This is a genomic window from Pseudomonas sp. LBUM1640 (assembly GCF_059716225.1).
Genome location: NZ_CP166816.1, coordinates 82,958 through 97,526 on the forward strand (window position 1 = coordinate 82,958; position 14,569 = coordinate 97,526).

The 14,569-nt window shown below is 59.0% G+C and carries 14 protein-coding genes; 11 read left to right on the forward strand and 3 right to left on the reverse strand.

The window, feature by feature from the left end:
• Positions 1 to 26: 26 nt before the first annotated feature.
• Complete coding sequence (gene yihA, locus ACA065_RS00405) at positions 27 to 668, reverse strand: ribosome biogenesis GTP-binding protein YihA/YsxC (protein ID WP_497692855.1); 642 nt, start codon at positions 666 to 668, stop codon at positions 27 to 29.
• A 192-nt stretch (positions 669 to 860) separates the two neighbouring features.
• Here yihA and ACA065_RS00410 point away from each other — a divergent pair, with 192 nt between their 5' ends.
• From ACA065_RS00410 to ACA065_RS00435, 6 genes are all read left to right on the forward strand, one after another.
• Positions 861 to 1,163 (forward strand): c-type cytochrome, encoded by a 303-nt coding sequence (locus ACA065_RS00410; RefSeq protein WP_497692856.1) that lies wholly within the window; start codon positions 861 to 863, stop codon positions 1,161 to 1,163.
• A gap of 33 nt (positions 1,164 to 1,196) precedes the next feature.
• Positions 1,197 to 1,823, forward strand: a complete 627-nt coding sequence (locus tag ACA065_RS00415) for a c-type cytochrome (protein ID WP_497692857.1) — start codon at positions 1,197 to 1,199, stop codon at positions 1,821 to 1,823.
• Between the two features lie 169 nt (positions 1,824 to 1,992).
• Positions 1,993 to 2,631 (forward strand): thiol:disulfide interchange protein DsbA/DsbL, encoded by a 639-nt coding sequence (gene dsbA / locus ACA065_RS00420; protein WP_197626208.1) that lies wholly within the window; start codon positions 1,993 to 1,995, stop codon positions 2,629 to 2,631.
• A gap of 10 nt (positions 2,632 to 2,641) precedes the next feature.
• Complete coding sequence (locus ACA065_RS00425) at positions 2,642 to 3,520, forward strand: endonuclease/exonuclease/phosphatase family protein (protein WP_497692858.1); 879 nt, start codon at positions 2,642 to 2,644, stop codon at positions 3,518 to 3,520.
• Positions 3,517 to 5,586: a GGDEF domain-containing protein gene (locus ACA065_RS00430; protein WP_497692859.1), complete on the forward strand. Its 2,070-nt coding sequence runs from the start codon at positions 3,517 to 3,519 to the stop codon at positions 5,584 to 5,586. The genes ACA065_RS00425 and ACA065_RS00430 overlap by 4 nt, the downstream gene beginning before the upstream one ends.
• Before the next feature lie 88 nt (positions 5,587 to 5,674).
• Positions 5,675 to 6,451, forward strand: coding sequence for an N-acetylmuramoyl-L-alanine amidase (locus tag ACA065_RS00435; protein ID WP_497692860.1), 777 nt, complete (start codon positions 5,675 to 5,677; stop codon positions 6,449 to 6,451).
• Between the two features lie 168 nt (positions 6,452 to 6,619).
• On the opposite strand, the gene ACA065_RS00440 is transcribed toward ACA065_RS00435, so the two are convergent.
• Complete coding sequence (locus tag ACA065_RS00440; RefSeq protein ID WP_497692861.1) at positions 6,620 to 8,407, reverse strand: KinB sensor domain-containing domain; 1,788 nt, start codon at positions 8,405 to 8,407, stop codon at positions 6,620 to 6,622.
• Between the two features lie 10 nt (positions 8,408 to 8,417).
• Entirely contained in the window at positions 8,418 to 9,764 is a 1,347-nt protein-coding gene (gene algB, locus ACA065_RS00445; RefSeq protein ID WP_094949662.1) for a sigma-54-dependent response regulator transcription factor AlgB, read from the reverse strand.
• 390 nt (positions 9,765 to 10,154) lie between these two features.
• On the opposite strand from algB, the gene ACA065_RS00450 reads away from it, so the two are divergent.
• The 5 genes from ACA065_RS00450 (at position 10,155) to ACA065_RS00470 (ending at position 14,542) form a co-directional block, all read left to right on the forward strand.
• Positions 10,155 to 10,439 (forward strand): hypothetical protein, encoded by a 285-nt coding sequence (locus ACA065_RS00450; RefSeq protein ID WP_497692862.1) that lies wholly within the window; start codon positions 10,155 to 10,157, stop codon positions 10,437 to 10,439.
• A gap of 78 nt (positions 10,440 to 10,517) precedes the next feature.
• Positions 10,518 to 10,682, forward strand: coding sequence for a DUF1328 domain-containing protein (locus ACA065_RS00455; protein WP_003170804.1), 165 nt, complete (start codon positions 10,518 to 10,520; stop codon positions 10,680 to 10,682).
• A gap of 2 nt (positions 10,683 to 10,684) precedes the next feature.
• A complete protein-coding gene (locus ACA065_RS00460) occupies positions 10,685 to 11,152 on the forward strand; it encodes an inhibitor of vertebrate lysozyme family protein (RefSeq protein ID WP_497692863.1) in 468 nt (155 codons plus the stop codon).
• Between the two features lie 730 nt (positions 11,153 to 11,882).
• Positions 11,883 to 13,214 carry a glutamate/aspartate:proton symporter GltP gene (gltP, locus tag ACA065_RS00465; RefSeq protein WP_497692864.1) on the forward strand — a complete coding sequence of 444 codons (1,332 nt, stop codon included), beginning with the start codon at positions 11,883 to 11,885 and terminating at the stop codon, positions 13,212 to 13,214.
• A 98-nt stretch (positions 13,215 to 13,312) separates the two neighbouring features.
• On the forward strand, positions 13,313 to 14,542 hold the full coding sequence (locus ACA065_RS00470; protein ID WP_426134038.1) for a nucleoside recognition domain-containing protein: 1,230 nt from the start codon (positions 13,313 to 13,315) through the stop codon (positions 14,540 to 14,542).
• Positions 14,543 to 14,569: the final 27 nt, after the last annotated feature.

Consider the following 14,569-nt stretch of genomic DNA (forward strand, 5'->3'; position numbering starts at 1 on the left):
CGGGGTTTTTTTTGCCTGCAGAAAAGTTATTCGGCGATTTGCGCGCCTTTGTCCGCTAACTCCATCCAGCCGGCCAGCACGGTGTAGGCGTCTTCCAGGCCCATGCGCTTCGGTGCCGAGAACAGCTGGATGGTGATCGCATCACCCCAACCCTTACGAATTTCGGCCTGCACTTTGAGCAGCGTGTTCTTGGCTGCGCCGTAGGTCAGTTTGTCGGCTTTGGTCAGCAGGATGTGCATCGGCATGCCGCTGGCGACGGCCCAATCAAGCATCAACAGGTCGAAGTCGGTCATTGGATGACGGATGTCCATCATCAGAATCAAACCCTTCAAACTCTCGCGGCCACCCAGGTAGGCCTCAAGGTGACGCTGCCAATGCAGCTTCAACGGGATAGGTACTTTTGCGTAACCGTAGCCCGGAAGGTCGACCAGACGCCGATCATCGTCTAGCTTGAAGAAATTGAGAAGTTGCGTGCGGCCCGGGGTTTTCGAGGTGCGCGCCAGGCTGGCGTGGGTCAGGGTGTTGAGCGCGCTGGACTTGCCGGCGTTGGAACGGCCGGCAAAGGCGACTTCAAAGCCTTCGTCATCGGGGCATTGATCAACTTTGGCGGCGCTGAGCATGAACGTGGACTGTTGGCACAGGCCGAGGATGGGATTCTTGAGTTGCATGAGATTTCCGATGTGGGCGGTGCCGAAAAAGGGTGCGGCAAGCGGTGTCGTTTCCGTTTCAGTAGCGCCAGTATATAATGCCGCAGATTTTGTGTGTGCTTTGTCCCAGCGAAGGATGAAGTTCACGGGAGCGAAAGACCTTCATTGCGCATTAGAACGCAAAACGCTCTCAAACCCTGAAAAGGTCGATGTATGACCCGATGGTTGCTCGCTTTCGGTGTCCTGATTCCGCTTTACGGCGCTCAGGCTACACAGGATCCGGAGGCTGTGTACAACCGAGTTTGCGTGGCTTGCCATGCCGGTCAACTGCCTAATGCCCCCAAACGGGGTGACCAGGCAGCTTGGGCGCCTAGACTGGCGCAAGGCATGGACACGCTGGTGCAACACGTGACCCAGGGTTTCAAGGCAATGCCGCCGCGTGGTTTGTGCATGGACTGCAGTACTGAGGATTACCAGGCCATCATTGAGATGATGGTGAGTAAACCCGGTAGATAACTCTTAAACCCTTAGCCGTAGTTGGATTAGCTGATGAACAAACTGATCGTGAGTCTGCTGTTGACCTTGGGCATCACCGGTGTTGCCCATGCTGCAGGCGACGCTACAGCGGGTCAGGCGAAAGCCGCCGTGTGTGGTGCTTGCCATGGACCGGATGGCAACAGCCCGGCGCCAAACTTCCCCAAACTGGCCGGCCAGGGTGAGCGTTACCTGACCAAGCAGATGCACGACATCAAGGACGGCAAGCGCACGGTGCTGGAAATGACTGGCTTGCTGACCAACCTCAGCGATCAAGACCTGGCGGACATCGCGGCCTATTTTGCCAGCCAGAAGGGCAGTGTGGGAGCTGCTGATCCGAAACTGGTCGAAAAAGGTCAAGCGCTGTTCCGGGGCGGCAAGCTCGCCGAAGAGCAGCCTATCGGCGGCATGCCGGCGTGCAAGGCTTGCCATATTCCGGACGGCGGTGGTGTCGCAGCAGCGGGCTTCCCTCATCTGAGTGGTCAACACGCTCAGTATACGGCCAAGCAATTGAAGGACTTCCGCGAGAAAGTTCGTTATATCGATGGCGATGCCGGTAACAAAATGATGACTGACATCGCGGCCAAGCTCTCGGATAAAGACATCGAGGCGCTGTCCAGCTACATTCAAGGGCTGCATTGATCCAGCTTCTACGTTAACGCTCGATTAATCCATCGATGCAAGCATAAAAAGGGTGGCTTAGGCTGCCCTTTTTTGTGGCCGGTGCCGTTACACTAACGAACTCATGCCCGCGTAGACCTGTCACAACTAAAGGTCGCGTGAGGCGACTTTATTTGTCCAGGAGTAAAGCATGCGTAATCTGATCCTCAGCGCCGCTCTCGTCACTGCCAGCCTCTTCGGCATGACCGCACAAGCTGCCGATAATGTGCCGCTTGAAGCCGGTAAAACCTACGTTGAATTGGCCAACCCGGTCCCGGTTTCGGAGCCAGGCAAGATCGAAGTGGTGGAGCTGTTCTGGTATGGCTGCCCGCATTGCTACGCCTTTGAGCCGACCATCAATCCTTGGGTCGAAAAACTCCCCTCCGACGTTAACTTCAAGCGCATCCCGGCTATGTTCGGCGGCCCATGGGATGCCCACGGCCAGCTGTTCCTGACCCTGGAAGCCATGGGTGTAGAGCACAAGGTCCACAACGCAGTGTTTGAAGCCATCCAGAAACAAGGCAAGCGCCTGACCAAGCCTGAAGACATGGCTGACTTTGTCGCTACCCAAGGTGTCGATAAGGACAAGTTCCTGGCCACCTTCAACTCCTTCGCTATCCAAGGCCAGATCAAACAGGCCAAGGAGCTCGCACAAAAGTACGGCGTGCAAGGCGTACCGACCATGATCGTCAACGGTAAATACCGTTTCGACCTGGGCACTACCGGTGGTCCTGAGCAAACCCTTAATGTTGCCGACCAACTGATCGCTAAAGAGCGCGCAGCCAAGTAAGGGGCCCACCATGCGCCGCTGGGGTACTGAACGTGTCGTAGGCCTGCACGATCCGCAGGTCAACGAGCACCACCTGGAAACCACAGGCCTGCCGGCAGATAGCCGCTTGCGCCTGCTCAGCTTCAATATTCAGGTGGGTATCAGTACCGAGAAGTATCGGCACTATCTCACCCGTGGCTGGCAGCACCTGCTGCCACACAACGGGCGCGCCGTTAACCTGCAAAAGATCGGCAACCTGCTGAACGACTTCGATTTGGTCGCCCTGCAGGAAGTCGACGGCGGCAGCATACGCTCCGGCTACATCAACCAAGTGGAACACCTGGCTCAGCTCGGAGCGTTCCCGTATTGGTATCAACAACTCAACCGCAACCTCGGGCGCCTGGCGCAGCACAGTAATGGTGTGCTCAGCCGCTTGAAGCCAACCGCCATCGAAGATCATCCGTTGCCCGGTCCGAAGGGGCGTGGGGCGATTCTCGTGCGTTTCGGCGAAGGCCCGGAAGCCTTGGTGGTGGTGATGATGCACTTGGCGCTCGGGGGGCGTACGCGCAACCTGCAGCTTGCCTATATTCGTGAATTGATCGGCAACTACAAGCACCAGGTACTGATGGGTGACATGAACACCCATGCCAACGACCTGCTGCAGAATTCCCCGCTGCGGGACCTCGGGTTACTGGCCCCGCAAGTCGAAGCCACGTTTCCCAGCTGGCGCCCGCAACGCTGTCTTGACCATATCCTGCTCAGCCCGACCCTCACGCTCGAAAGCGTGCAGGTACTGGCGCAGCCCATCTCCGATCACCTGCCGGTCGCGGTAGAGATTCGTCTGCCGGGTTCGCTCACGGCTGATGCATACCCCGCGTTGAGCCCAGGCACCAGCGGGCCCCTTGCATGAGCGACGACGCCCAGCGTTGGAAAGAAAAATACCTGAAAAGCATCGAGCAGCAAGACAAGCTCGAACGCCGCTGGGCTGCCCGCCTCGACCTGCTGCGCCGAGGGCTCGTGCGTAGCACGCTGGCGGCTGAAGGGACCGACCGCGCGGTTGACCAATGCATGAAGGAGATGCGCGACGTCGTGCGCACCGATGACATGGACGCCGCCCTCGCCGCCTTGCTGCCACGCCTGGAAAAAGCCGTACTGGATTCTGAGCAGCGTCGCGAAACCCGGGTCGATCAGATCAGCACCGCGCTGACTGCCCTGGTCGCGCAGTTGCAAAAGCTGCCGTTGCCGCGCGAGGTAGCCCGCCCGCTGAAAACCTTCGCCAAACAGTTGGATGGTCGCGTCGGGCAGGCGCGGGAGATTCCGCTGCTGCTCAGTGAGCTGAGCAGCCTGCAGGGGCAGGCGCTGAATAATCTGGAGCCGGACGGCGAAACCCCGCGCCCCGGGCCGGGCCTGCTGCAACGCCTGTTTGGCGCGAAGGAGGTTTCGAATGACGCGCCGATAGTCGACGCTACGCCATCGGCTACACCAGAGCCAGCTGCGCCAAAGCCCGTTGCGACCCAACTCGCCCCTGAGCTCAAAGAGCCGGTGCAATCCGAAGAACTGACACAAGCCTTGCGAGCCTTCGCCCCGCTGGCACAAGCACCGGCAACCGCGCCTCCTGAACCGGTTGCAGCCATCAAAGTGGCAGAGGTTGCCGGCGAAACATTTGTGTTCGAGGCCCCGTCTCCAGCAGAGCCCGCCGCCTTGTCTGTCGAGGTGCCTGAACCCGATGCGCAGGAGCCGCCGGTAGAGGAAGCCGCTCCCGAAAGCGCCCTCGCCGCTTTTATCGAGGCGCCGCAGGTTCAGTTCGACACGCCGGATGAAACGGCCATTGGTAGCTTATCCCTTCCGCCTGTGCTCGAAAGCCCGGAGCCCGACCCGGACGCGCTGCAAGCGGACGGCACGTACGCCCTGCCCGACTCGCCGGAGCCGTCCTACAGCTCGGTCGCCAAACATATTGAAGACACTTTGCTCGGCCTGTTGGAGGACCTGTCCCTGCCCGAGCGTCACCGGCCCCAGGCTGAAGCCATGCGCGAGCGATTGGCCCACGGCTTGAACTGGTACGAATTGCTGCCAATCCTCGATGATCTGGCAGTGCTCATGTTGGCGATCACCGACAGTGGCCAGCATGAGTTCGAGGCCTACCTCAAGCAGCTCAACGAGCGCCTCGAGGCGTTTCAGGGCCATCTGCAAGTGGCCAGCGAGGGCCATGCCGACAGCCGCTCGGCTGCGCGAGAGCTGGACACGCAGATCCGTGAGCAAGTCGATGGCCTGCAAAGCAGTGTTCAGGAGGCGGCTGACCTGGACAGCCTCAAGCACGTGCTCGAAAGCCATCTTGAAGGCCTGCTCGGCACTATGGACCAGCACCAACAGCAACGTGACCAGCGCGAGCAGGAAGTGGCGGCGCGCCTCAAAGGCCTGGCTGAGCGGGTGGCGAACATGGAGCAGGAGGCCCAGGGCTATCGCGAGCATTTGGAGGTACAACGCCAGAAAGCTTTGATCGACCCGCTTACCGGCCTGCCCAATCGTGCGGCCTGGAGCGAACGACTGGACCATGAAGTGAATGCCTGGCACCAGCGCGGCAACAGCCTGTCGCTGGCGATGCTGGATCTGGATCACTTCAAGCGCATCAATGACGGCTACGGCCACCTTGCGGGTGACAAGGTGCTGAAGATCATCGCCAATGTGCTGCGTAAGCGCCTGCGCCCTACCGACTTTATCGCGCGCTTTGGCGGTGAAGAATTTGTGTTGTTAATGCCTGACTCTGCCTTGGCAGATGCCCTGGAGGTGGGTGAAGTGCTGCGCGCGGCGATCCAGGCGTGCCCGTTCCACTTCAAGGGTGAGCCGGTAACGATCACGGTGTCCATGGGCGTGGCGCAGCTGCAGCCGGGTGAGCGCAGTGACTTGGCGCTCAAGCGTGCCGACGAGGCACTTTACCGGGCGAAGGCGGCGGGACGTAATCAGGTGCAGGCGGCGTAAAAAATGTTCCATTTTGTAATTTGACCGCCCAGCCACAATCGGTACGTTACACTGTTGCATTATCGTCTTCAGCGTAATGTCTTCTGCCATGAAATCCATTTACATCGCTTTTCTCCTTCTCCTGCTTGCCGGCTGCGCCAGCGGCCCGCGGCTGGACACCAGCCATCCTTCGGTTAACCACGACAACCGCGTGCAGTTCGTCGTTGTCCATTACACCTCTACCAACCTTGAACGCTCCCTGGCGCTGTTGACCCACGGCCAGGTCAGCAGCCATTACCTGATCGGCGACGATGCCTCTGGCACCCTCTACAAGCTGGTGGATGAGAGCCAGCGCGCCTGGCACGCCGGCGAAAGCGAGTGGATGGGCCGCACCTGGCTCAACTCCAGCTCCATTGGCATTGAGATCGTCAACCCAGGTTATCGCGACACGCCGACTGGCCGCGTCTGGTATCCGTATTCCGAGGCGCAGGTGCAGTCGCTGGTGGTGTTGCTCAAGGACATCAGCAAGCGCAATGGCATTGACCCCAAGAACATCATTGGTCATAGCGACATCGCGCCGTTGCGCAAGCTTGATCCAGGCCCGTTGTTCCCGTGGAAGCGCTTAGCCGCTGAGGGCTTGGGGATCTGGCCGGATGCTCAAGCCGTGGCGCGATTCCAGGTGCAATACACGGCGGACTTGCCGAGTGTCACCTGGTTCCAGGAAGAGTTGGCCCGTCTGGGTTACCAGACACCACAGACTGGCGAGCTGGATGTGGCCACGCGTCATGTGATCGCGGCGTTCCAGATGCACTTTCGGCCGTCGCTGTTTGATGGCACGCCGGATGCCGAGAGTGCAGCAATCCTGCGTGCGTTGAACCGCAGCTAAGCGTGTAACCCGATTTAAATGTGGGAGCGGGCTTGCTCGCGAAAGCGGAGTGTCAGTCGTCACATCCATAGACTGTTCCACCGCCTTCGCGAGCAAGCCCGCTCCCACATTGGTTCGGTTTACATCAATGATTTCATCGTGACAGCCGTATCGTCCCTACCTGCCAGATTACAGCGGCAGCGCCATATAGAACTGCGTACCCTGCCCTGGCCGCGAATACACACCCATGCGACCACCGTGCAACTGCACAATCTCCTTGCACAGCGCCAGGCCCAGGCCGGCGCCGCCTTTTTTGCGGCCCACCTGCACGAAGGGTTCGAAGATCCGCCCCTGTTGGCCATAGGCGATACCTTCGCCGTTATCCTCGACGCTGATTATCACTCGCTCGCCATGGCGACGTGCCTGCAGGCGGATCTGCCCGCCATCGGCAGTATGGCGTAGCGCGTTGCCTAGTAGATTGTCGAGCACACGTTCCAACTGAGCCTGGTCTGCATACAGCCTGGGCAAGTCAGGTTGGGCTTCTACCAGCAGTTCGATGTTCTGAGCATTTGCCAGCTCAGTGAAACGCGCCCGTGCGTGTTCCAGCAGATCGGTGACATCGCACGGCCCCAGCGTGAGTTTTTGCAGACCATTCTGGTAGCGCGAAAAGTTGAGCAGGTCGTTGATCAGCTGCATCAGCCGCTGCATTTCTTCGTTGACCGTGTCCAGTAAGTCGGCTTCACGGGACTCGGCGGGAAACTTCGCCCGCTCGCGAAACAGTCCGAAGGCCATGTGCATGCCGGTCACCGGCGTACGCAGCTCGTGGGAGGCACGCAACACGAATTCGCTGCGTACTCGCTCAAAGGCACGCTGTTCGGTGACGTCATGCAGCACCATCACGGCCCCGAGAATGTGCCCCTGGGTATGGCTTACCGGCGTCAGGCTGTACGTCAGCAGGCGCAACTCGCCCTCGACTTCCACTTCCAGGTCTTCCGGCGCTCGCTCCAGGTTGCCGCCGCGCAGCACCAATTGCAGTTGTTCATCCATTTCCGCGCGGCCCAATGCTTCGCCCAAGCCCTGGCCCAAACGCGCCTCGTCCCAGCCGAGCTGACGTTGTGCTACTGGGTTCAGGTGTTCCAGGCGGCCCTGTCGGTCGATCATCAGCAAGCCATCGTCGATACTGTCGAGTACCGCTTGCAGGCGCTGTTGGCCGGCCAGCAACTCATCGACATTGGTCGCCTGATGCTGACGCAACGCTTCGGCCATGATGCCGAAGCGGCGGGTCAATTGGTTCATTTCCGCTGCCGACGAGATGGGCAGCGTTACTTCGAAATCGCCCTGCCCGATCTTGTCGGCGGCTTTGGCCAGGGCTTCGATCGGCCCACCAAAGCGCCGGGCGATGCCATGGGCAGTGACGAAGCCGATGATCAAGACCGCCAGCCCAACCAGCCCCAGAAGGCCGGCAATCAATAGCGCCCGGTTGCGGGACTTGTGTTCGCTGGCGTTGATATTCTCCAATGCTTGTTTGTGCTCTGCGATCAACCCGCTGCGCAAGGTATTGAACGTTTCGGTCAGTTTCTGGTTTTTATTATTCGCCAGTGAGCCTTGCTGGGCCTCTTCAAATGCCTGGAGGAAGTTCAGATAGTCGAGGCGTGCCTGGCTGAACCCACTTGTCTTGCCGTCTTGCTGTTCGTGGGCGATACCCTGATCCAGCAGGGCGAAATACTGCTGTTTTGAGGTTTGCAGCGCCACCGGGTCCGGTTGCTCCTCCAGCATCAGGATCAACTGGTCTCCCAGGGTCTGGCGCAGCTTGAGGCCCAAGTCCAGGGTGATGAAGTTGCTGCGGATCAGTGACTCCTGGCTCTTGGCCATTTGCATGACGCTGACCAGTCCCAAGACCAATCCCAGCAGGGCGACGGTGATCAGCGCTGAGATACTCAGGAACAAACGAGTGCGCAGTTTCATCGCTAGCTTCATAGGGTACAGCTCACAAGTTGTACTGTTTACGTTTGCGGTACAGGGTCGACGCGTCGATGCCGAGCGTGCGTGCCGCCTGGTCCAAGGTGTCGCTGGTGGCAAGCACCGCGCCGATATGGGCTTTCTCCAGCTCATCCAGACTCAACGCCGCGCCGATACGCGGCGCATTGTTGGTTGGCTGTTCGGCCATCCCGAGGTGGCTGATTTCAACCTTCTCTTGTGGGCAAATGATGCTGGCTCTCTCCACAACGTTTCGCAGCTCGCGGATATTCCCCGGCCAGCGGTAGTTGAGTAACGCTTCGCGCGCGTCGTCGCTGAAACCGCGAGCCGGCCGGGCGTATTCCTTGACGAAGCGCGCCAGGAAGCGGTCGGCCAGGGTCAGGATATCTTCGCTGCGTTCACGCAGCGGCGGCAGGTGCAAGGTGATGACGTTCAGGCGATAGAGCAAGTCTTCGCGGAAGCGGCCATCGCGCACCATGTCTTCCAGGTTAAGGTTGGTAGCGGCCAGGATGCGCACGTCGGCACGGCGGGTGACGGGGTCGCCCACGCGCTCATATTCCTTGTCCTGGATGAAGCGCAGCAATTTTGGTTGCAAAGTGAGGGGAAAATCGCCGATCTCGTCGAGAAACAGCGTGCCGCCATCTGCCTGGTTAACTCGGCCCAATGTGCTTTCACTGGCGCCGGTAAAGGCGCCGCGACTGTGGCCGAACAACTCGCTTTCCATCAGTTCCGCCGTGAGTGACGGGCAGTTGATGGTCACGCAGGATTTCTTCGAGCGCTTGCTCCAACCGTGAATGGCTCGCGCGAGTTCGCCTTTACCCGTGCCCGACTCGCCCAGGATCAAGATGTTGGCGTCGGTGCCTGCGACTTGGCGTGCAGTTTCCAGCACCACCATCATGGCCGGGCTGTGGGAGTCGAGGCCGTCTTTGGGCTGGCGTACTTCGCCTTCCAGCGCTTCCAGGCGTGCCGACAGTTGGCGTACTTCCAATTGCTTGGCGGTGGCCAGGCGCAATTGGTCGGGGCTGCAGGGCTTGACCAGATAGTCGGCGGCGCCGGCCTGAATCGCGTCAACCGCGGTATCTACGGCGGAATGCGCGGTAACAATCACCACGCGCATCCACGGCGCCTGGATACGCATCTGGGCTAACACATCCAAGCCATTGTCTTCGCCCAGACGCAGGTCCAGGAAGCACAGGTCGAACACCTGGCGTTGCATCAGGGCATCGGCTTGGGCGGCGCTGTTGGCGGTGGCTACGGTGTAGCCTTCATCTTCCAGGCAGTAACGGAAGGTGCGAAGGATCGCGGACTCGTCATCCACTAAAAGAATGCGGCCTTGAAGTTCCTTGGCTGATTCCATCTGTCCCGCGCTCCTTAACTATGAATGATGGTGATTAGTCCCGGAATAATCGGGCAAGTTGCATGGTTTATTCTGATTGATAAAAGGCATCTTCGCGCAGGTATCTGCACATCTCCCTACAAACGCGCTGGTTGATGGCGTTTTCATGCCTTCTTGCCACTTCGGCAACTCAATATCCGATTTAGATCCCTTGACCCGACCATTGACCATCGTGCATTTCGCACGGCCTGGATAGGGGCATCGTGCAGGATGCTGGGCTCAGCAGCCGTAATGTATTTATAACTAATTGATTTTATTGAATTTTATTTTGTAAAAAAACTGGCATGCACTCTGCAATAACCCTCTCAACAGTGTCATGACCGAATAATCATAATGCGGGAGAAATGCAGCATGACTCGCCAAAGCCTCAGCCAACTGCGTGTATCGCCACTGCGCTTGCAGCAAGGTCTGTTCGCCAGCCTGGCCCTGATGGTCACCTTGATTGCCGGCCAGCAGATGCAGCATTGGCAGCAGAGTCAGCAGCAAGCGCCGCAATTCGAACGTCCGGCCATGGCCCAATCCCACTTCCGTTCCGTTGGCAGCTCGGCTGCCGATGTAACCGCCCCGCAATTGAGAGTGGCTGACCAGGATTCGACCCTGGGCGAATTGCCTGCTCAAGAGCGTTGGGTGTTCTAGGCAACAAGAGGCCGCTTGTGTTGAGCGGCTGTAAGGCATAACCGCTGTTACCCCTATAGAAGCGTAAGGAGAATCACCATGTTGAGTTGGGCAATCACATTTCTGATCATCGCCATTGTGGCTGCAGTCCTGGGCTTCGGTGGTATCGCGGGCACCGCCACGGGTATCGCAAAAATTCTGTTTGTGGTCTTCCTGGTGATGTTCATCGCTTCGTTCTTCTTTGGTCGTCGCGGCCGAGGCTGAATATGACCACTCTGTCCCTCAAAGCCATTGCTGCCGCCCTGCTCTTGGGCGGTAGCGGCCTGGTGATGGCCGCCAATGACGGCCAATCACGAGCCAACGAGTTGCTCAGTGCGGACAAGCAGTACCGCGAAACCTGGCAAAGCGTGGTGAAGAAAGAAGAGCGCCTGCCGGAATGGGTGATGAACCTGTCTGGTACGGCAGAACAAATGAATGCGGTGCAAGAAGATGGCGAGAAGTACTTGGTTGGGCCGCTCTGCGAGACTGCTGATACGTGCCTGAATAAGCGCCTGATCGTTGCCTTCAGCTACGACAAGGAAGATGCCTACGCCATGTTGGTGGAAGTCCCGGCAGGTTTGCCAGCGGACAAGTCTCCAACACGGCACGCCGATTACCGCTTTATCGGTAAGCCGAACGAAGGCATGCAAAAGCTGCTGATTGAGCAGCTTAAGAAAGATCCGAATTGGTACTAGGTTCCGTCTGACGCGCCTGTCGTCAACGGAGCCGGCGTCCATAGAAAGAAGCCCCTCTGCTTCTTTCTGTCTGCATCGCTCGCCATGGGTGGTGCATGACCAAGGGGCCGGGTTGCTCTGATCAATTGAGATCGGCGTGACCTACGGGCACAGGGAGTGCCTGCGCAAGGGCCGGGTCAGGTGAAGAGCTGCGACGCAAGTTCACAAGTCCTCAAGCTTGCTGAACTTGCGGCGGGCTTATGGCGCTCATTTCCCCTCTGGTATGTCGTACTTAGCCGCTATTTTCTTTTTTGCCTCCTTCCAACCATTACTTGGTGTGTCGGGGCGACCTTCTATCGAGAAAATTTTGCTCGCGCCATAGGACTTGTCCGACGCCAAGCTCATCAAATCCCAGGCATTTTTGCGATTGACTGAGAGTCGTCCAACATCTCTGAGCGAGCCGGTATTGGCCGGTTCACGGCATATTCACCTGCCTTAATGGCGTATTTGAACTGACCGTTCGGACAGTTATTTACAAAAACAGCCATGCCGATTCGGCATAGGGTAGGCGTTTACGGCATTAGACGTCGCTCCCTTGCATGGGAATAGTTGCGCCTTTTTTCGCCTGCCAGTAAGCCATTTCGGCCACGCTGCGGTGACCTTCTACGGAGGCAGATGCACACACTTTTTCGCTTCCGAGCGTTCCAGCTGGCGCATTTGCCTTAAGTCCACTTGAAGTAAGGGTAATGACATGAAGAAGGCAAAGCTAAGCCTCGCCTGGCAGATCCTCATCGGTTTGGTGCTGGGGATCGCAATCGGTGCAGTGCTCAACCATTTCAGTGCTGAAAAAGCCTGGTGGATCAGCAATGTGTTGCAGCCGGCGGGCGATATCTTTATCCGCCTGATCAAGATGATCGTGATCCCGATTGTGATTTCCTCACTGATCGTCGGCATCGCCGGTGTGGGTGACGCGAAAAAGCTCGGTCGAATCGGCGTCAAAACCATCCTTTACTTCGAAGTGGTCACCACCATCGCCATTGTGGTCGGCCTGTTGCTGGCCAACCTGTTCCACCCAGGCACCGGCATCGACATGAGTACCCTGGGTACTGTCGACATCTCCAAGTACACCGCCACTGCCGCCGAAGTGCAGCATGAGCATGCGTTCATCGAGACCATCCTCAACCTGATCCCCTCGAACATCTTTGCCGCTGTAGCCCGTGGCGAAATGCTGCCGATTATCTTCTTCTCGGTGCTGTTCGGCCTCGGCTTGTCGAGCCTCAAGCCTGAACTGCGCGAGCCGCTGGTGACCATGTTCCAGGGCGTGTCCGAGAGCATGTTCAAAGTCACCCACATGATCATGAAGTACGCCCCAATCGGCGTATTTGCCCTGATCGCGGTGACCGTCGCCAACTTCGGCTTCGCCTCCTTGCTGCCGCTGGCCAAGCTGGTGATCCTGGTTTACGTGGCGATCCTGTTCTTCGCCTTTGTGGTCCTGGGCCTGATTGCACGCCTGTTCGGTTTCTCGGTCATCAAGCTGATGCGCATCTTCAAGGATGAGCTGGTGCTGGCCTACTCCACCGCCAGCTCCGAAACCGTGCTGCCTCGCGTGATCGAGAAGATGGAAGCCTACGGCGCGCCAAAAGCAATCTGCAGCTTTGTGGTGCCGACCGGCTACTCGTTCAACCTCGACGGTTCGACCCTGTACCAGAGCATCGCCGCGATCTTCATCGCGCAGCTGTACGGCATCGACTTGTCGGTTGGCCAGCAACTGATGCTGGTGCTGACCTTGATGGTCACCTCCAAAGGCATCGCCGGTGTGCCGGGCGTGTCCTTCGTGGTGCTACTGGCCACCTTGGGCAGCGTGGGTATCCCACTGGAAGGCCTGGCGTTCATTGCCGGTGTCGACCGCATCATGGACATGGCGCGTACCGCATTGAACGTGATCGGCAACGCTCTGGCCGTACTGGTCATCTCCCGCTGGGAAGGCATGTACGACGACGCCAAGGGCGAGCGCTACTGGAGCTCCCTGCCGCACTGGCGCAGCAAGCAAGTGCTGCCGACCGGCGAAACCAGCCGCGGTTGATCGCTGCTTAGCGCCTACACAAACCCCGGAAAAATCCGGGGTTTGTCGTTTCTGCCAGCCCCGCTATCATTCGCCCCATCTTTCGGGGGATTCAACTGATGCTCAATGGCCTGTGGCTTGGCTTCTTTGTCGTGGCAATGGTGTCAGCACTGGCGCAATGGCTGATTGGCGGTAATGCCGGGATTTTTGCGGCGATGGTGGAAAGCATTTTCGCCATGGCCAAACTGTCGGTGGAAGTGATGGTGCTGCTGTTCGGCACGCTGACCTTATGGCTGGGCTTTTTGCGCATCGCCGAAAAGGCGGGCATTGTCGACTGGCTGGCCAAGGCCCTCGGCCCGCTGTTTCGCCGCCTGATGCCGGAAGTGCCGGCCGGCCACCCCGCCATCGGCTTGATCACCCTCAACTTCGCCGCCAACGGCCTGGGCCTGGACAACGCCGCCACGCCTATCGGCCTGAAAGCCATGAAGGCGCTGCAGGAACTCAACCCGATCCCCAACACTGCGAGTAACGCGCAGATCCTGTTTCTGGTGCTCAACGCGTCTTCGCTGACGCTGTTGCCGGTGACCATCTTCATGTACCGCGCCCAGCAAGGCGCTGCCGACCCGACGCTGGTGTTCCTGCCGATCCTGCTGGCTACCAGCGCTTCGACTCTGGTGGGTCTGCTCTCGGTGGCGGTGATGCAACGCCTGCGGCTGTGGGACCCGGTGGTGCTGGCCTACCTGATTCCCGGCGCGCTGATCCTTGGTGGCTTTATGGCGCTGTTGGCGACCTTGTCCGCCACGGCGTTGGCCGGCCTCTCTTCGATCCTCGGCAACCTGACGCTGTTCGGCCTGATCATGCTGTTCCTGGTGATCGGTGCGCTGCGCAAGGTCAAGGTGTACGAGGCATTTGTAGAGGGCGCCAAAGAGGGCTTCGACGTTGCCAAGAACCTGCTGCCGTATCTGGTGGCGATGCTCTGCGCCGTTGGCGTACTGCGCGCCTCCGGGGCGTTGGACTTTGGCCTGGAAGGGATTCGCCACCTGGTGGCCTGGACCGGCATGGACACGCGTTTTGTCGACGCGTTGCCGACCGCGATGGTCAAGCCGTTCTCCGGCAGCGCCGCGCGGGCGCTGTTGATCGAGACCATGCAAACCAAGGGCGTGGACAGCTTCCCGGCGTTGGTGGCGGCGACGATTCAGGGCAGTACGGAAACCACCTTCTATGTGTTGGCGGTGTACTTTGGTTCGGTGGGCATCCAGCGGGCCAGGCATGCCGTGGGATGTGCGTTGTTGGCTGAGTTTGCCGGTGTCGTGGCGGCGATTGCGGTGTGCTACTGGTTCTTTGGTTAAGGCTTGAGTCCCTGTGGCGAGGGAGCT